The 17,217-nt window shown below is 43.8% G+C and carries 13 protein-coding genes; 10 read left to right on the forward strand and 3 right to left on the reverse strand.

Annotated elements, in window-relative coordinates:
* Nucleotides 1-55 precede the first annotated feature (55 nt).
* Complete coding sequence (locus F6K49_RS05395; protein ID WP_293094795.1) at nt 56-1,234, forward strand: hypothetical protein; 1,179 nt, start codon at nt 56-58, stop codon at nt 1,232-1,234.
* Between the two features lie 305 nt (nt 1,235-1,539).
* A complete protein-coding gene (locus tag F6K49_RS05400; protein WP_293094798.1) occupies nt 1,540-2,127 on the forward strand; it encodes a TIGR04376 family protein in 588 nt (195 codons plus the stop codon).
* Nucleotides 2,128-2,269: 142 nt separating this feature from the next.
* On the opposite strand, the gene F6K49_RS05405 is transcribed toward F6K49_RS05400, so the two are convergent.
* Together F6K49_RS05405 and F6K49_RS05410 are read right to left on the reverse strand one after the other, a co-directional pair.
* On the reverse strand, nt 2,270-2,626 hold the full coding sequence (locus tag F6K49_RS05405) for a hypothetical protein (protein WP_293094801.1): 357 nt from the start codon (nt 2,624-2,626) through the stop codon (nt 2,270-2,272).
* Nucleotides 2,627-2,722: 96 nt separating this feature from the next.
* Entirely contained in the window at nt 2,723-3,733 is a 1,011-nt protein-coding gene (locus tag F6K49_RS05410) for a phosphoribulokinase (protein WP_293021906.1), read from the reverse strand.
* A 565-nt stretch (nt 3,734-4,298) separates the two neighbouring features.
* Between F6K49_RS05410 and petH the strand changes: the two genes are divergently transcribed.
* The 5 genes from petH to ftsH2 all read left to right on the forward strand — a co-directional run bounded on the left by petH (nt 4,299) and on the right by ftsH2 (nt 11,016).
* Complete coding sequence (gene petH, locus F6K49_RS05415) at nt 4,299-5,510, forward strand: ferredoxin--NADP reductase (protein WP_293094804.1); 1,212 nt, start codon at nt 4,299-4,301, stop codon at nt 5,508-5,510.
* A 494-nt stretch (nt 5,511-6,004) separates the two neighbouring features.
* On the forward strand, nt 6,005-6,436 hold the full coding sequence (locus F6K49_RS05420; protein WP_293094807.1) for a hypothetical protein: 432 nt from the start codon (nt 6,005-6,007) through the stop codon (nt 6,434-6,436).
* A gap of 48 nt (nt 6,437-6,484) precedes the next feature.
* Nucleotides 6,485-7,501, forward strand: coding sequence for a hypothetical protein (locus F6K49_RS05425; RefSeq protein ID WP_293094810.1), 1,017 nt, complete (start codon nt 6,485-6,487; stop codon nt 7,499-7,501).
* Nucleotides 7,494-8,636 carry a pentapeptide repeat-containing protein gene (locus F6K49_RS05430; RefSeq protein ID WP_293094813.1) on the forward strand — a complete coding sequence of 381 codons (1,143 nt, stop codon included), beginning with the start codon at nt 7,494-7,496 and terminating at the stop codon, nt 8,634-8,636. Before F6K49_RS05425 ends, F6K49_RS05430 begins: the two co-directional genes overlap by 8 nt.
* Nucleotides 8,637-9,129: 493 nt before the next feature.
* On the forward strand, nt 9,130-11,016 hold the full coding sequence (gene ftsH2, locus F6K49_RS05435) for an ATP-dependent zinc metalloprotease FtsH2 (RefSeq protein ID WP_293021913.1): 1,887 nt from the start codon (nt 9,130-9,132) through the stop codon (nt 11,014-11,016).
* 690 nt (nt 11,017-11,706) lie between these two features.
* Here ftsH2 and F6K49_RS05440 read toward each other — a convergent pair.
* Nucleotides 11,707-13,266, reverse strand: coding sequence for an ATP-binding protein (locus F6K49_RS05440; protein WP_293094817.1), 1,560 nt, complete (start codon nt 13,264-13,266; stop codon nt 11,707-11,709).
* A 726-nt stretch (nt 13,267-13,992) separates the two neighbouring features.
* On the opposite strand from F6K49_RS05440, the gene F6K49_RS05445 reads away from it, so the two are divergent.
* From F6K49_RS05445 to F6K49_RS05455, 3 genes are all read left to right on the forward strand, one after another.
* Entirely contained in the window at nt 13,993-15,054 is a 1,062-nt protein-coding gene (locus tag F6K49_RS05445; RefSeq protein WP_293094820.1) for an ABC transporter substrate-binding protein, read from the forward strand.
* Between the two features lie 161 nt (nt 15,055-15,215).
* Complete coding sequence (locus F6K49_RS05450; protein ID WP_293021922.1) at nt 15,216-16,055, forward strand: ABC transporter permease; 840 nt, start codon at nt 15,216-15,218, stop codon at nt 16,053-16,055.
* Between the two features lie 382 nt (nt 16,056-16,437).
* Complete coding sequence (locus F6K49_RS05455) at nt 16,438-17,208, forward strand: ABC transporter ATP-binding protein (protein WP_293094823.1); 771 nt, start codon at nt 16,438-16,440, stop codon at nt 17,206-17,208.
* The last annotated feature ends 9 nt before the right edge of the window (nt 17,209-17,217 follow it).

A 17,217-nucleotide genomic window follows, 5' to 3' on the forward strand; every position in this document is an offset into this window, starting at 1 on the left:
CTAGATAATCTTCTGAAGTATATAGTCAAAGTCATAGTAACGAGAGATACCATCGATGTCTCAGGATGTGATTACCAAAGAAAAATCAACAGAGCGGTTGAACCCTCCCCTTCCCATTCAGCCATGGTCGGTCGATGCTGAAGCCGATAGGTTAATGGATGATTTATTTGGGGATCTGTACCAAATGATTGAAAACGGCTGCGAGTTGCCGACAGAACCCCCTGAGCCAGACTATGTCTCCTTGGAACCGATAGCAATCCAGAAAATTCCCATATCAGCGGCAATTATTCCCTTTCTGGAATCGCCACTCCCCTCAACCCAGGAGTTAGCCGAAACCACATCAAGTGAGTTGCAAACCACAACGGCAGATACTAACTCTAGTACTGTCGCGGATAACTCTGGTCGGTTTTTAGACAAGCTCCTATGGACTTTAGCCTTACTTTCCCTATCAGCAATCACAATGATGTGGCTGACTAGCCAGGGAAAGCTAACTTGGTCATGGTTGAACAACTTGGTAGCTTTAGTATCAGTTCAACAAGGCAAAGTATCAGAACCTGATGCCCAGTTTATTAACTATATGTTGCGATCGCTAGAAGTGATTGACCGCAAAGCACAAGCTATCAAAAAGACTGTGATCGCCCAATCATTACCAGACCCCACCCTTGCCAATCCTCCGGTAGCTCGTAACTCAGCAGCAACTGCACCACCAACTGCTATCAAAGAACGTGTCTTAGAACGAGTTTATTACATACCGATTGAAAAGGTTCCAACCCCTGATCCTGCCATAGCATCCTCAGCGCCATCAGCGCCAGTTAAACCATCCCCTCCTACCACCCCTGAACTTACACCATCTCCATCACCAATCCCGAAACCTCCGTCAGCAACTGCTATAGAACCACCGCCACCAAATGTTCTAGAATCACCGCCACCAATTACTCTAGAATTACCGCCACCACCAACCCCAGACCCCCTGCCCACCGCTACTCTTGACCGACTCCCTGCCCCACCACCACCTCCACCATCATCACCTGCCATCAAACATACCTTGGTGGGATTACTGGAGCTAGGAGAGCAATCTGCTGCTTTGTTTAAAATTGATGGTGTTACCCAACGGATTAAGCTGGGGGAAGCCATTGGTAATAGCGGTTGGACTCTAGTATCTGTGGATAATCAGGAAGCAGTGATTCGACGCAATGGTGAAGTTCGTTCAATTTACGTTGGACAACATTTTTAGTTAGATGAAATACGGGTGATAAATCCCTGTATCTACTCCAAAAAAAACAGCCCTCACCCTCTGCCAAAATTAACAACAGGATGGCTCGGTTGCCAATTGCCAATGGTATTTTGTAGTGGGTTATATTATGTTTGCGATCGCATACCCGATTTGTGCGATCGCACAAAGCCCAATGGCCGGTTTCAAATTAACTATTATCAACTCACTATAGTTAGCATTCCTGTAGCTATTTCAGATAACCTGAGATATGTTGATATAACAGAGTGAAAGATATATGATCTAATAGGATCTAGGATAGTAGTGCAGTGGGACTATTTGAAGACCTGAATCGATTTCTAGAAAGTCGTCTAGAAGAATTTCTCCGCAACAATCCTCATCTAGAGCTACAGGCACTAGAGGAGCAGTTACGGGAGCAAGAAAAAGACACACTGCGACTAATTATTGACTTACAGCAACAGGAAAAGCGGTTGCAAGACCAAATTCTCGCCGTTGCCAAAGACATTCAACGTTGGCATGAGCGTATTAAAAAGGCTAAGTCCCACAACAGATTTGATTGGGCTCAAGCAGCTCAAGAGCGAGAAGCAGCTCTGTTACGTCAAGGCAATCAGCTTTGGGGCCAGATGGAAGGGGTTAAACAGCGCATTACTAAAGCCAAGGAACTCCAAGAACAGATTAAAAACCGTCGCGCTGAAGTGCAGGCTAAAGCTAGAGATACAGCAGCAGCTCGCGCAAGTGCTCAGCCGAAGGGGAGCTCCCAGACATTTGCCTGGAATCAGACTACCAACAGTAACCAATACAATATTCCTTCTGGTGTAGACCCTTTAGAGCAACAGTTTCAAAGCTGGGAAATGGATGAAGAGTTGGAGCAAATGAAGCGGAATATGAACGGTTAATGTAAGCTATCAGCTATCAGCTATAGCAGCAATCTTAAATCAATTAAGAGAATGTTTGTTTCCTGTTCCCTACTCCCTGCTCCCTGCTCCCTGCTCCCTGTTCCCTGCTGACAGCTGAGTGCTGAATGCTTAGATGAATTCTTCACTCATCCTTTTTTTTAAAAGGACGATTGATAATAAAAGAAATTGATTTTTGTGGGATAGGCAAGGTAGGAAATAAGGACTGCTTTGTAGGGTTTAATTTAGCAGTATTGGTAAGGTCTTGGTCTTGGCTGTCTTGGCTTGGATTAGGAGCAGGTGAATCAGATGGGAAAGAAGGCTGGCGAAAAATCCAGCCTGGATGCTTGCCATAGTTAGAAGCGATCGCTAATAAGGCTCCTCCTAAGATAAACACCGGTAGTGGTAGAGTTACGTGTCTAACCCACTGGTAGATTTCCACCATCACAAAAAACACCAAAACGCTAGCTATCCAAATTTTTATAACTCTATCCGATACCATGCCAATCTTATGCTCTGATTCGGTTTGTTCCGTCTGAGGAAGCTGATGGAATTGGAGTCACGCAAACATTGTTTCCATCAGCTCCTGTAGACCATACTACACCTTGGCTGCTACTTTGGCTGGAGCGGATATCAAGGTTTCATAAGTTGACCGCATCTTCAGACCAACCAGAACCTGGAACAACCCAGAACCGTTGTTAGAGCCAGGATAATCGGTGTGCTTGAGCAATAACTCGGTCATCTCTCCATCGTACTTGGTTGAGGTATTGCTGAGGTGACTTTCGATGTAAATCATCTCGTTTAGGTTATCAAACTGACCATCTACCTCTAGTACAGAGACTTCGTTACCCATGTAGCTGTCTGGCCCATAGTACATTTTCAGACCAGGATAAGCACAGGTTAGCTTCCGACCACAAGGTCTCCAGTCGATGGTTGACCCTTCATCAAACAGATAAACTGGGTCGAAGTTTTCCACCCCTTCCTTCTGAACTAGGCGCACCCGCAGTAGATTGCTTTCCTTAGCTGCCTCTCCCTGAAGCAGCTGGGTGGGAAAGATTTGAATGACCACATCAGCGTATTGCTTCTGGACTTCAATGTAAGCTTCAAAGTCTGGACGTCTAGCTTCAATGGACGCTAGGATATCCTCATAACGATGGCCCCGTTCTGCCATATCCCGCTGGATTTTCCATTGGATTTTGACTTCATCGCTAATGTCTAGGTAAACGCCGAAGTCAACCAGCTCACGCACCCGCTCATCATAAAGAGGGTGCAGACCTTCAATGACTATGACTTTATTAGGCTCAACCCGCTCTGGTGGATCAATTTCACCGGTCTCATGGTTGTAGATAGGTTTGTCTATGACCCCACCTTCTTTGAGCGTTTTGATTTGCTCATACATCAAGTCAAAGTTATTGGCCTTAGGATTAAGGGCAGTAACTTTTTTTTCTTTGCGCTGTTTGCGATCCAGACTGTGATAGTCATCCAGACAAATCACCGTCATGAACTCCTTGCCAAATAGATCGGTCAAACGCTTCAGAAACGTTGATTTACCGCATCCTGAGTCTCCAGCAACTCCTATAACTACCACCCTCTCCAGATCTGTGGTCATATCTTCCCTCTAACGTAAAACATATTCTCAAATCAGTTTTCAGTAAGCCAAAGCCCAAGCCTGGGAGCAATCTGACACACGCTTATAGTGGTGCTTGATAACATGCCACCATAAATCCACTCGCTTAAGTACTAACCACTAAGGAAGACCAAAGCCAAGCTCTGCTTAAGTATTTACTACTAGCTGCTCATAGTGGATTTTACCAAAACCAGATTGCTTATACAAGGCTGATTGTCAGTAGCATTACCTCGCTTAGTACTTATGCTAAGGTTTGTTGGGCATTTTTTAAAGAAAAAATTAAATTGAGTCAGGATTTACAGTTTTTGAGTTACTCATCATGTAACTTGAGAGTAGTGCCTAGCAGTGCCTCTACACTAATTCTCTCCCTGATAAACCAAAAACATTACTGGGCATAGCTTTACAATGTTACGCTAATAAGGCATTATTCGGGGTTATTACTAGCCGCTCACCCATCGGACCGTGAGTCTGTTTGTGGTGCCAAGGCAAGTCTTAGCAATACATAGTTAGCAATACATAGTCAGTTTGGTTTGGAGCAATAGAAGCAATGTATAGTCCTAGCGAGTCTACTAATTCCAGCACTGTTACAGAATTTGGTAGTCGCACTTACGTTTATGAGGTAGTCGGTCTTCGTCAAAATGGACCGATTCGCCAGAGTGGCACCGTTTTGTTGACGGTGCCCTATAACCGCATGAAGCAGGAAATGCAGCGGATTGCTCGCATGGGAGGGAAGATTGTCAGCATTAAACCTTTATCCAGTAGTGCTGCTAATGGGTCAGTGGCTCAAACACAACCTACCCAGTCAGAAAACACAACTAAGCCTACCCAGTCAAAAAACACAACTAAGCCTATGACTCAAGCGAAACCCAAAAAGGCCAAAGATGATATCCCTGTCAATACCTATCGACCCAAAAACCCCTTCATTGGTAAGTGTATATCAAACGAACAACTAGTCCGGGAAGGGGGTATTGGTAATTGCCGTCACATCAAATTTGACCTTTCTGGAGGTGATCTGCGGTATCTCGAAGGTCAAAGTATTGGGATTATTCCCGATGGTACTGATGACAAAGGCAAACCCCACAAGCTTCGTCTGTACTCCATTGCTTCTACTCGTCACGGCGATGACTTGGATGATAAGACAGTATCCCTCTGTGTCAGACAGCTGCAGTACAAACATCCGGAAACTGGGGAAACCGTAAACGGTGTCTGCTCTACCTTCCTGTGCAATATGAATCCAGGGGATGATGTCAAAATCACTGGACCGGTCGGTAAGGAGATGTTGCTGCCATCAGACCCCAATGCCAATATCATCATGATGGCAACGGGAACTGGTATTGCACCATTCCGCGCTTTCCTATGGCGGATGTTTAAAGAGCAGCACGAAGATTACAAGTTCAAGGGCTTGGCTTGGCTGATCTTTGGTATTTCTACTACCCCTAACATCCTCTATAAAGATGATTTAGAAGCAATGCAGCAGAATAACCCAGATAACTTCCGCCTCACCTATGCCATTAGCCGTGAGCAGAAGAATTCTGAAGGGGGCAAGATGTATATCCAGCACAGGGTGGCGGAACATGCTGACGAGTTGTGGAAGCTGATGCAGCAACCCAACACCCATACCTACATCTGCGGATTAAAAGGTATGGAAGGTGGTATTGATGAGGCTTTGACCGCTGCAGCGGCTAAGGAGGATGTAGATTGGACTACATACCGACAGCAAATGAAGAAAGCACATCGCTGGCACGTTGAAACCTACTAGGTTACGGCTGGTCTAAAGTAAATCCTCCTTTTGGAGGATTTAGATCAAATTAGCGCGTCTGTTTTTTTTGGCCATAGGGCTGAGTAAAACAGGCGCGCTAATGTTTTTTTGAGGTTATTCTATAGGGCTGCGGGCAGGGAATAGGGATGCAGCAGGGTTTTGGGTAAATAAAAACAAGTTTAACATGGCTACACATTTGCCTTGACTGTTGTGCTCACTTGATATAGAAATCGATTCTTGCTCGTACGTCATGGGGCTCTTTACATCGCTATTGTGATTAAACTCAAGGTATCTCGACAAGCCAGCCATTTCCAACTTCAACGGAAATATTATGCCAGGCATGAGCTTATTTGCCTCTGTACGACCCAAATAAGCTCATGCCTGACACTGAGGCTATAGTTACAAAAATAATTAAGACAGTGCAATAAAATCCGGGTACACGTATATAAACCTTACACAATCAAGGAATAGTAATTACAGGAGGTAGCGTCAGCATGAGTAACAGTCACAACACCAACACAGGTGGTGACAATTACAACAACAATGTCCAAGGCGACTATGTTCAGGGCGACAAAGGAGATACCATCACCCAAACAGGTAGTTCACTCGGCGTGGGTGTCAGCAAAGGCACTACTAATATTGACAATTTACACCATTTAAGTGTAAACACCAACGAATCTAAGTCTCAATCCCTCCCCCAAGCAGCAGCAGAAATCCAACAATTACTCAAACAACTAGAGCAAACCAATCCTACCGCCACAGAAGCACAGCAGGAAGCCTTTGTCAGTGCAGCTATTGCACCAACCAAGAAGGAAAGGCTAATTAATGCTCTCAAAGAAGGTGGCCAAGGAGCAATTGAAGAATTTCTTGATAACCCATATTTGAACGTAGCAATTAGAATTATTGAAGGGTGGAGAAACCCTTAATTTTACAGGTGCGTCTATCGGTAAACTGCTGGAGCTTGAAATGTGGACATGGCGGAGAACAAATTGCCTGGAAAGCCCAACATCAACACCGAGGGCGGTAATTATAGCGATCGCATCGGGGGTGACTATATCCAGGGCGACAAAGGAGACACCACCACCCAAAGTGGTTCACTCGGCATGGGCATTAGCGAAGGCACTACCAATGCCCACAATCTAGGCGGAACCATCAATCAGAAGGTTGAGAGCAATTGTAACCAAGCCCAGAACATATACAACATAGAAAATTTGAACTTTGTCGCTCCAGACGTAGCCAGTGGAGCTAATAGGCTCCAAACTCCTGTAAATAAACCCCAACAAACAACTGAGCATAGTGAGGCGGCTGGACAAGACCAGTCCACACCTGGGAGCTATCTTACCCAAAACAATGGTAAAAATCCATCGAATACCCCACATTTGGGCAAGTTAGTATCTTCTGACCATAAATATAAAGGTCATCTAGTACATATTAACCTGCAATTTGTTAGGAAATCAGGAGTTATTGACAATAAAGAAATCGCCATTAAACTCGACATTTCATTTGGGGAAGTTGAACAGGTTGTTGTATACAAAAAAAAACCATTACTTGGTAAGAATACAGAAGCCCATATTAGATTTGGGGTTAAGCGCGGTGAACTAGAAATCGAGTTTACAAATGGAACCATGCCTCCCGAAAAAAGGAGGTTAAAAGAAGATCCAAAAGGGGAATGTAAGATAAACGCGACAGGAATTAATGAAGCTCCCACATGGCAATTTAAAGCTAGGGAAAAATCAGGAATATTAGAAGGTCAACGCACTGTTGAAGAGTTAGGAATTGTTGAGTTATCGGACAGTCCCTGTATTGCAGAAGCAACTTTCAATGTCAGCATTAGCAGCAATGGTCTTGAAATAACTGCCCAAGATGGCGCATGGAATAGCGAAACTGAATCTAAGCTCAAGATAGAAACCAAACGCCGTGCATTCTTCAAGCGTTTTGTTGAGCCTATATTAAAAGACTATGTGAGCAAGGTAGTGTTGCAGTATGACTGAGCCAATGACACCCGAAGAACTTGGTGACTTGTTCCAAGCAATTGACAATGAACCAACAGGAAAGCTTTCTGAGTTAGCAAAAATTGCTGGTCTTAGTCTGGAGTCCGATTATATTGGTGCAGATCTTAGTGGTGAAGATCTTAGCGAAGATAACCTCGAAGGTGCTAATCTCAGTGATGCCAATCTCAGCAATGCTAATTTCCAACGTGTCAATCTCCAACGTGCCAATCTCCAACGTGCCAATCTCAGTGGGGCAAACCTTAGTAATGCAAACCTTATCGACGCAAACCTTATCGACGCAAACCTTAGTAATGCAAACCTTAGTAATGCAAACCTTAGTAATGCAAACCTTAGTAATGCAAACCTTAGTAATGCAAACCTGATCGGTGCAGACCTTAATGGCGCTAATACTAGTGGTATAAAAACTAACAAGGAGACTAAAACTGATAGCATTAATAACATTAAAATAGGCAAAATGGGGGTCAGTACCTTTTCTGGTAGCAGTGTGGAAGTTGCAGCATTTAGTTCAAAGTCCTCTTCTTTGACTGCTCCGGTTTCTGTGCTCCTAAACCACAAACAGATCCAGTATCTCAAAGGCTACTACGACAAGCTCTTGTGGGGGTGCAAATTGCTACATCGGTGTGACTCAGATGACATCCTCAGCCAGGTATGGGAGAAGGCAGCGGAAGTCGAGCGCTTACAACGCCCGATTGAAAACCCTATGGCGTGGGCGAAGAGAGTCGGGGAGCGCATTATTTTGCAAGAGAAAAGAAGGGAACTATCGGAAAAAAAGTTCATCCAGAAACTCAAGCCCATGATGCAAAGCCAAATTTTTGGTAGCCCAAGGGACGACCTTGAGGGTGATGGCAGACTAGAACAGATGCTAGCTTTAGCCCTCAAGGAACTCAAGCAAACCAAGCCAGACTTTTACCAACTACTGGTCATGCGCTTCATTGATGAGCTGAGCTGGGAGCAGATATCGTCAGAGTTGGAACCAGACACTGCCATTACCCAAACAACTATTAACAGGGTGCGTCGCAGGGAAAGTAGCGCTTTGGAAAAACTGAGGAAAATTTTCTTTAGAAACCTCAATAAACTTAATAACATAACCGATAAAAATGAACCTCCCCCCTAACTAACCACCTTAGCGGTAATCATCCCAATCCCATACTGACCCCTTAAAACACCCATCGCCCTCTCAAACAGAACCCAAACCACTCGCCCTTTGCTTCAAGACGGGAACAGGGAATCAAAAAGCTTGTTACATAAAGGTTTTATCAATTAAATCATGTCAGGATCATTACCCTTGATAAAAATCTACCCCATCCTCCCTACACATCCCACATCTCCCACCCTCCTGGGAAACACCATTACAAGCCTTGCTATCACTCCCTTGCTCACAGAATGAGAGTTATGTTAAATTTAGTTAAAATAACGTTACAATAACTTGTGTTATCACCAGTTATGTGGCAATACCCCTCATGGGTATTGACCAAAAATACAAACATACTATAGGCAAACGGTTTTAGGGTATTGAATGGATATTTGATCTTGATTTGCTTTGTAATCAGATCCTCCCTCACAGGGTGATACCAGCATTCGTTACCAGTAATAGAGGCGAATAAGACATGAAATTTTCTTGGAGAATACTCCTACTCTGGACATTACCTGCCCTAGTCATTGGTTTTTTCTTTTGGCAGGGAACATTTGCCAGTACTACCGGGAATATGGGTAGTAATACCGCCAGTACTCGCATGACCTACGGTCGGTTCTTGGACTATATTGATTCCGGTAGAGTCACTAGTGTTGACCTCTATGATAGTGGTCGCACAGCGATTGTAGAAGCTGTGGATGTGGATCTTGATAACCGCTTACAGCGGCTGCGAGTAGATCTGCCCATTAGTGCGCCGGAACTGATTTCTAAGCTCAGAGAGTCTAATATTGCTCTGACTTCCCATCCCGCTCGCAATGATGGGGCAATTTGGGGACTGCTGGGGAATTTAATTTTTCCGATTCTCTTGATTGCGGGATTATTTTTCCTATTCCGTCGCTCCAGCAACATGAATGGTGGTCCTGGTCAAGCGATGAATTTCGGGAAATCCCGGGCGCGGTTCATGATGGAAGCCAAAACTGGGGTCCTGTTTGATGATGTGGCCGGTATCGAAGAAGCGAAAGAGGAACTCGAAGAAGTAGTTACCTTCCTCAAGCAACCGGAAAGGTTTACCGCTGTCGGAGCACGAATACCAAAAGGTGTGCTGCTCGTCGGTCCTCCTGGAACTGGTAAAACCCTCTTAGCAAAAGCGATCGCTGGTGAAGCAGGAGTGCCTTTCTTTAGTATCTCTGGTTCCGAATTCGTGGAAATGTTCGTGGGTGTTGGTGCCTCTAGGGTTCGTGACTTGTTCAAAAAAGCTAAGGAAAATGCCCCTTGCTTGATATTTATCGATGAAATTGATGCGGTAGGACGGCAACGGGGAGCTGGAATTGGTGGTGGTAATGATGAACGGGAGCAAACCCTAAACCAATTGCTGACGGAAATGGACGGGTTTGAAGGAAACACCGGCATTATCGTGATTGCGGCTACTAACCGTGCGGATGTGCTAGATACAGCTCTGTTACGTCCCGGACGCTTTGACCGCCAGGTAATGGTAGATCCCCCAGACCTGAAAGGGCGGGTTAAGATTTTAGAAGTCCATGCTCGGGATAAAAAACTGGCTTCAGAAATTTCCATCGAAGTGATCGCAAGACGGACTCCTGGATTCACTGGTGCTGATTTATCCAACCTCCTCAATGAAGCCGCTATCCTGACTGCTCGCCGTCGCAAAGAAGCGATTACAATGCTGGAAATCAATGATGCGGTTGACCGGGTAGTGGCTGGAATGGAAGGTACTCCCCTGGTAGATAGCAAGAACAAGCGATTGATTGCTTATCATGAAATTGGTCACGCTATTATTGGTACCCTAGTCAAGGATCACGATCCCGTACAGAAAGTTACCCTGATTCCCCGAGGACAAGCTCAAGGTCTAACCTGGTTTACTCCTAGTGAAGAACAAGGTTTAATTACCAGAGCTCAGCTTTTGGCTCGGATTACTGGAGCGTTAGGGGGTCGAGCTGCCGAAGAAGAAGTATTCGGTCATGCTGAAGTCACTACTGGTGCCGGTGGTGATTTGCAGCAGTTGACTGGGATCGCACGGCAAATGGTAACTCGCTACGGCATGAGTGACTTAGGTTCTCTGTCCTTGGAAAGCCAAGAGGGAGAAGTCTTTCTCGGTGCGGGATTAATGTCTAGGGCAGAGTACTCTGAAGAGGTTGCTGCTCGGATTGATCAGCAAGTTCGTCAAATTGTAGAACATTGCCATCAAGAAGCACGAGATATCATTCGGCAGAATCGAGATGCGGTTGACCGATTAGTGGATCTGTTGATTGAGAAAGAAACTATTGATGGTGATGAGTTCCGTCAAATTGTGGCTGAGTACACCGATGTGCCTGAAAAGCCACAGTATGTACCTCAGTTATAAGGGCTTGTTGAAGGTTTAAGGTTGAAGAAGGTTGTTCGCGTAGCGTGGCCGAAAGGCCAAGGTTGAAGGTTGTTCGCGTAGCGTGGCCGAAAGGCCAAGGTTTAATGTTGTTCGCGTAGCGTGGCCGAAAGGCCAAGGTTTGAGGTTAGTGGACAGTAGGCAAAAGTATCACAAAGCTTGGCCATTGCCTCAAGTAATTTGCTATACTTTAACTATGAAATTAGTGCAATGACCTTGTCTCAATTCAATAAATTTCCCGAAAACCAAGGGTTTTGTAGTGAGATTGGATCTGGTTTACGCACTTTTATGATGGCGCACAGTGAGGCGAGCAATCCCTCGCCTCACTGTGCTTTGGGAGATACCCCCTGGCTGAGCAATCAGCTTGCATTGGCGGGCTAAAGTTGATATTGGTAGACTTTGGTAGCTAAAAAGTATCGGTTACAGCAAAATTTAATCGGTAGTTGAGTGGGCATCGAACCCATACAACTACCTACTATCAATCCCCGGCTTTTTCACAAGTCGGGGATTGTTGTAATTTTGTTCATTTTCCACAACCCCGACTCCCGACTCCCGACTCCCGACTCCCGACTCCCGACTCCCTACTCCCTACTCCCTACTCCCTACTCCCTACTCCCTGTTCCCTATTCCCTTTACTAAACTATCTCACCCAATTGAAAACCGCTATATTGATTAATCCAAATATGGCAAAATGACTTGAAACTTTGTTCCCACGCCAACTTCGCTGTCCAGGTTAATCTTACCCCGATGCAATTCAACACATTTTTTAGCAATAGCCAAACCTAATCCTGTTCCTTTTATAGCACCAACATTAGTGGCTCGATAGAAAGAGTCAAACACTCGTTGCTTTTCTTTTGCTGGAATACCAATCCCTGAATCCCGAATAGTTAAAATAGCTTCTTCTGGCTGACAAAATACGTCAAATTTAATGATGCCTCCTTGGGGAGAATATTTAACTGCATTAGATAGTATATTAGTCAAAATTTGTCCAACTAGCTGTTCATCTAAATTAACTTGACTAGAATTACTATGACTAGAAAAATCAATTTTATAGTCACTATTTAAAGTAACCTGTAAATTATTAATAATTTTTTGGCATAGTTTATCTAGATTCAAGTATTCAGGATGACAATCAAGTTCCCCTGATTCAGTTTTATCTAGGAATATCACATTGCTCAGGAGTTGGTTCATGTGTTCAACCGCCCATCCAATTTGTTTAAAATGTTTCAGTTTTTTATCGTCTGACAGTTTCTCACTGTACTTAGCTAGTAATTCAGTAGAGGATTGAATCATCGTCAGTGGAGTACGAAACTCATGAGATATCGTACTAATAACCCGAGATTTAAGTTCACTCAGTTCTTTTTCCTGCTCTAGAGATTTGCGAATGATTTCTGAGCGACGTTCTCGTTCTTGGATATCCGCTTCCAATTTTATTTTCTCTTTTTCTAAAGCTTGAGCTTTTCTAAGTTCAGTGGTGTCTTGTAGCATACCAGAAAAACCGGTAACTACACCATCAATTATCAAGCTTGACTGAATATTAATCTCCCCCCAGCTGCACTTCCCTGTTTTGGTAACATATCTTATTTCATGTTTAAAGGAATCCTTTTCACCGTTGACTAGAGACTCCCACAATTGTTGATAACGTTCCTGATCATCAGGATCAATAAATTTTAGACAATTTTTACCTAGACTTTCTTCTACAGTAAAGCCAGTGAAAGTAGTCCAGGCGGAATTGAGAAATATCCAGTGTCCAGTGGCATCGATTTGAAAAAACACTTCTTTAACACTTTCTACGACAGAACGATATTGTTTCTCCCTCTCCCGTAAGGTTTTTTCGGCTCGATTAGCTTCGATAAGACGACGGACACGCTGCCTTAGCACTGATGGTTGGATGGGTTTAGTTATATAATCCGTTGCTCCGACTTGAAATGCCCAATCAACGGAAGCTTGGTCATTAAGTCCAGTAATCATTAATACTGGTGTTGATTCATTTTTAAGTAGCTTTTGCATTTGGGAGCAACACATAAACCCATCCATCACTGGCATCATAGCATCCAGCAATACTATATCCGGTTTTAGCTCAGTATAAGCTGCCAGACACTGCTCGCCATCTCCTACATCTTCGACGTTATATCCCTCATTTTCCATAAGTTTACACAGCATTGTCCGGGTTGGGATATCATCATCTGCGACCAGGATTATAGGAGCATGGTTTTGTTCAGTATTCATCATAGTTAAGTTACTTAGTTTATACTGTTAATTTTCAATAGTTAAATTTTTTAAAAATTACGTTACATTTTTTTATTTTTGTTTAGGGATAGATAATAATTTTAATATATTTTTAATCAGATTTTTTATACTAACTTACTAACCTAAAGTACTTGTAAATACCTTGATAAAACTTGCTATAGTTGTAAACCTTAGGACAGGAATTTTGCCTGCACGAGCATGATGCTAACAGGAAAAATTTATTTGACGAATCAAATCGGATGGTAGTTTGAGAAGGTTTAAAAGTCCCCTGCTTTATCTTCCTGGATCATCTCTAGTTGCTAAAACCGTATTTTTGGGGATTTTTTTGAGCTTGTAGTCAATTAAGATCTAGCAGAAATTACTCAAAGTGTTGACTATTTACTTTTGACTGTTAACTGTTGACTAGCAATAGTCAACTTAAGCCAATGCATAGCCCTACCCAAATTCTGGTAAGGCACACACCAAATTTCTTTCCTCTGGTCTGCTTCTTCTCACTCTGCCCCTCTGACCCTAAAAAAAAAGAAGAGAGTCACTACTGCGGCTCTCTTAATCATCAGGGTGCATCTACTGATCTAAATATAACACCAATAATGAGGGGTGCAACCCCTCACCCCAAAAAAATAACAAAATGTTATTTTAGATACCGTCTTCAGGAGTTAACTGGAAACGGATGGGTTAACCCATGTAACGGATATAACGGAAGATGATATGGTTCTACAAAGACTCAAGTTGTGGTCAAGACGTCAAACTCTGCAATGGCTAATCTTCGCATCCAGCACCGTTATCCTGGGGGCATGTACTCCCTTACAGCAAGCATCTTCTGGGAATGACTTGGGTGATGCTAAGCCTAGCCCATTGATGTCTTTATCCCTAGGGGTGACCACTTGGATTGGTTTGACTCCTCTTTTGATTGCGCTCAAAAAAGGCTTCTTTGAGGAACTGGGGCTAAGGGTTGACCTGAAAACCTTTGGGTATAATCCCGATTATATCTCTGCCTTTTTAGCAGGAAAACTGGATGCTATTGCCCCTGTAACCTCTGAAGCAGTCTTATTGGCAACTAAGGGCAAAGACTATCGCATTGTTTTGGTAGAGGATAACTCCGTTGGTGGGGATGGCATCTTAGCCCGCAACAGTATTAGTAGCATTAAGGACTTTAAGGGCAAGAAGATTGCTGTTGAAAAAGGGGCAGTTAGCCATTTCTTTCTACTAAAAGTACTCACAGCAGTTGGGTTGAGTGAAGCTGATGTTACCTTGGTGAACGTGGATCCAGCGGGAGCAGCAGCAGCTTACCAGGTGGGGAATGTGGACATTGCTGTTACCTATGCACCATTCCTAAAACAGGCTAACTTGGCTCAACCTGATGGACGCATTATCTACGACTCGTCCCAAATACCGACAGCGATTACGGATGTTTATCTGTTTGCCACTGAGTATATCGAAGCCAACCCGGAGGCGGTGGAAGCCTTTGTCAAAGGGGTTTTCAAAGGACTAGGGTTTCTCAATCAATATCCATCGGAAGGGTTAGCGATCGCAGCTAAGGAGTTGAAAATTGAGCCGGATGCCCTAGCTGCTGATCTAAAAGGGATTCGTCTCCCAGATGCTCGTGCCAATCTGGAAATGCTAGGAAATAAGCAGAGTGATTCCTACTTACTGGAGCCCTTGATGGATGTGGCGAGGTTTTTGGCAAAGCAAGGCAAGATTGATACTATTCCTGATATGGAGCAATTTCTGGAACCGAAATTTGTGAAAGCCGCTTTAGAAGCATTTTAGTTCATGTAGGGTGGGCAGTGCACCAGACAGATTCAGAAGCTTGCAAAGCGCGTTGGTAGGCACTGCCCACCCTACGATTAATGACAATGGTGCAAGATCTCAGTCAAAGCCGCTTTAGAAACATTACACATTACCTAAATTTGCTGTCACTTAAGACCCCTGTGCCACAACCTATATCTTCTCCCCGCAAACGTTACCTACGACCATCTGTATTTTGGAGTATCCGTCAGGGCTTTCCTGGCTGGCTCAGTGTCCTGCTCACCATCATTGCCTTAGTGGTACCCCTGCTAGTTTGGATCTTCCTAAGCTATCAAGAATTAGTAGACCCAAGATTCTTGCCAAGTCCGATGGTTGTCCTGAAAGCTGGCTGGAAGATGTTGACAGAAGAGGAGTTACTGACTGATATTATCGCCAGTTTTACCCGTGTGCTAGTTGGTTTTCTGTTTGCGGCAGTAGTTGGTATTCCCATTGGCATTGCCATGGGGACATTCTACAGCATGGAGAGCCTGTTTGGTACGATTGTCGGTATTGTACGCTATATGCCAGTGGCGGCGTTTATGCCCCTAATTGTTCTATGGGCAGGGTTAGGTGAAACCGCAAAGATCATAATTATTTTCTTAGGAATTGTGTTCTACAACGCGATAATGATTGCTGATGCTGTCAAGTTTATCCCTGATGAAATGCTTAATGTAGCTTACACCTTGGGGGCGAATCGGGTTGATCTATTATTTCGAGTGATTCTACCAGCAACTCTACCAAATATTATTGATACGATGCGGGTTAATGTTGCTGGTGCCTGGAATTTTCTGGTGATTGCGGAATTAATTGCTGCTGAAAATGGTTTGGGCTTCAAGATTATCTATTTTCAACGATTCCTAGAAACCGATAAAGTTCTCTTTTGTATTTTAGTCATTGGATTGATTGGGTTGATGCTGGATTTTGGGTTTAGGTTACTTTTTCGCTTAACTGTTCCTTGGTCGGAACAATTTGTTGATCGTTAAAGGTTTAAGAAGGTTTAAGAAGGTTTAAGAAGGTTTAAGAAGGTTGAAGGTTGAAGGTTTAATAAGGTTGAAGGTTGAAGGTTGAAGGTTGAAGGTTTAATAAGGTTGACTGTTTAAGGTTTAATAAGGTTGAAGGTTGAAGGTTTAAGGGTTAATAAGGTTGAAGGTTTAAGGTTTAATAAAGTTGAAGGTTTAAGGTTTAATAAAGTTGAAGGTTTAAGGTTTAATAAAGTTGAAGGATAAGTATTCAGCTGATAGCTGATAGCTGTTCGCGTAGCGTGCGCGTAGCGCTTAAGCTGATAGCTGATAGCTGTTCGCGTAGCGTGCGCGTAGCGCTTAAGCTGATAGCTGACAAGGTTATTATGTTCAAGGTTATTTAAAAATGACCAATAATCACAATTTGCCTAAGCTACAGGTGTGTGATATTTCCAAAAGTTTTCGGCACCGACGGGAAGAATTGGTAGTGCTAAAGGATATTAATCTCGATCTTGAAGCGAATGAATTTGTCTGTATAGTTGGACCGTCTGGCTGCGGCAAATCAACCTTGCTCAACATTATCGCTGGACTAATTCCTCCCTCTAAAGGACATGTAAAGGTAGATGGTGAGGTGGTTTTAGGTCCTGGTCGGGATCGGGGCATGGTTTTCCAGAACTATACCCTATTTCCCTGGCTAACGATTGCTGATAATATCGGTTTTGGTCTGAGGTTACAACGATTGCCTAAAGCGGAATCCCAAGAACGGATTGCTTACTATTTGGATGTAATCGGTCTAAGCCGCTTTGCTAATGCCTACCCCAAACAGCTGTCAGGGGGGATGAAACAGCGGGTTGCGATCGCACGAGCGTTGGCTAATGAACCGGAAGTGCTGTTGATGGATGAGCCCTTTGGAGCCTTAGATGCCCAAACTAAGGAGGAATTGCAGGAATTCTTCCTCGGACTTTGGCAGAAGACCCATATTACCGTTTTGATGATTACCCATGATGTGGAAGAAGCAGTGTTCTTATCCCAGCGTATCTATGTGATGGGAGCTCATCCCGGTTGTATCCGGGATAAAATTATGATTGATTTGCCAGCTGTTCGTACTCTGGATACAAAGCTAACCCTGGAATTTGTGGAATTGAAACGGCAGGTAATTCAGGGTTTGCGCATTTGATCATGGTTA

It is taken from the genome of Moorena sp. SIO3I6 (assembly GCF_010672095.1).

Bases quoted from the DNA above. Each gene is read 5' to 3' on its own strand.
- F6K49_RS05405 (WP_293094801.1), bottom strand. From the start codon at position 2,626: ATGGTATCGGATAGAGTTATAAAAATTTGGATAGCTAGCGTTTTGGTG.
- F6K49_RS05455 (WP_293094823.1), top strand. From the start codon at position 16,438: ATGACCAATAATCACAATTTGCCTAAGCTACAGGTGTGTGATATTTCC.
- petH (WP_293094804.1), top strand. From the start codon at position 4,299: ATGTATAGTCCTAGCGAGTCTACTAATTCCAGCACTGTTACAGAATTT.
- F6K49_RS05445 (WP_293094820.1), top strand. From the start codon at position 13,993: ATGGTTCTACAAAGACTCAAGTTGTGGTCAAGACGTCAAACTCTGCAA.
- F6K49_RS05420 (WP_293094807.1), top strand. From the start codon at position 6,005: ATGAGTAACAGTCACAACACCAACACAGGTGGTGACAATTACAACAAC.
- F6K49_RS05395 (WP_293094795.1), top strand. From the start codon at position 56: ATGTCTCAGGATGTGATTACCAAAGAAAAATCAACAGAGCGGTTGAAC.
- F6K49_RS05425 (WP_293094810.1), top strand. From the start codon at position 6,485: ATGGCGGAGAACAAATTGCCTGGAAAGCCCAACATCAACACCGAGGGC.
- F6K49_RS05430 (WP_293094813.1), top strand. From the start codon at position 7,494: ATGACTGAGCCAATGACACCCGAAGAACTTGGTGACTTGTTCCAAGCA.
- F6K49_RS05440 (WP_293094817.1), bottom strand. From the start codon at position 13,266: ATGATGAATACTGAACAAAACCATGCTCCTATAATCCTGGTCGCAGAT.
- F6K49_RS05410 (WP_293021906.1), bottom strand. From the start codon at position 3,733: ATGACCACAGATCTGGAGAGGGTGGTAGTTATAGGAGTTGCTGGAGAC.
- ftsH2 (WP_293021913.1), top strand. From the start codon at position 9,130: ATGAAATTTTCTTGGAGAATACTCCTACTCTGGACATTACCTGCCCTA.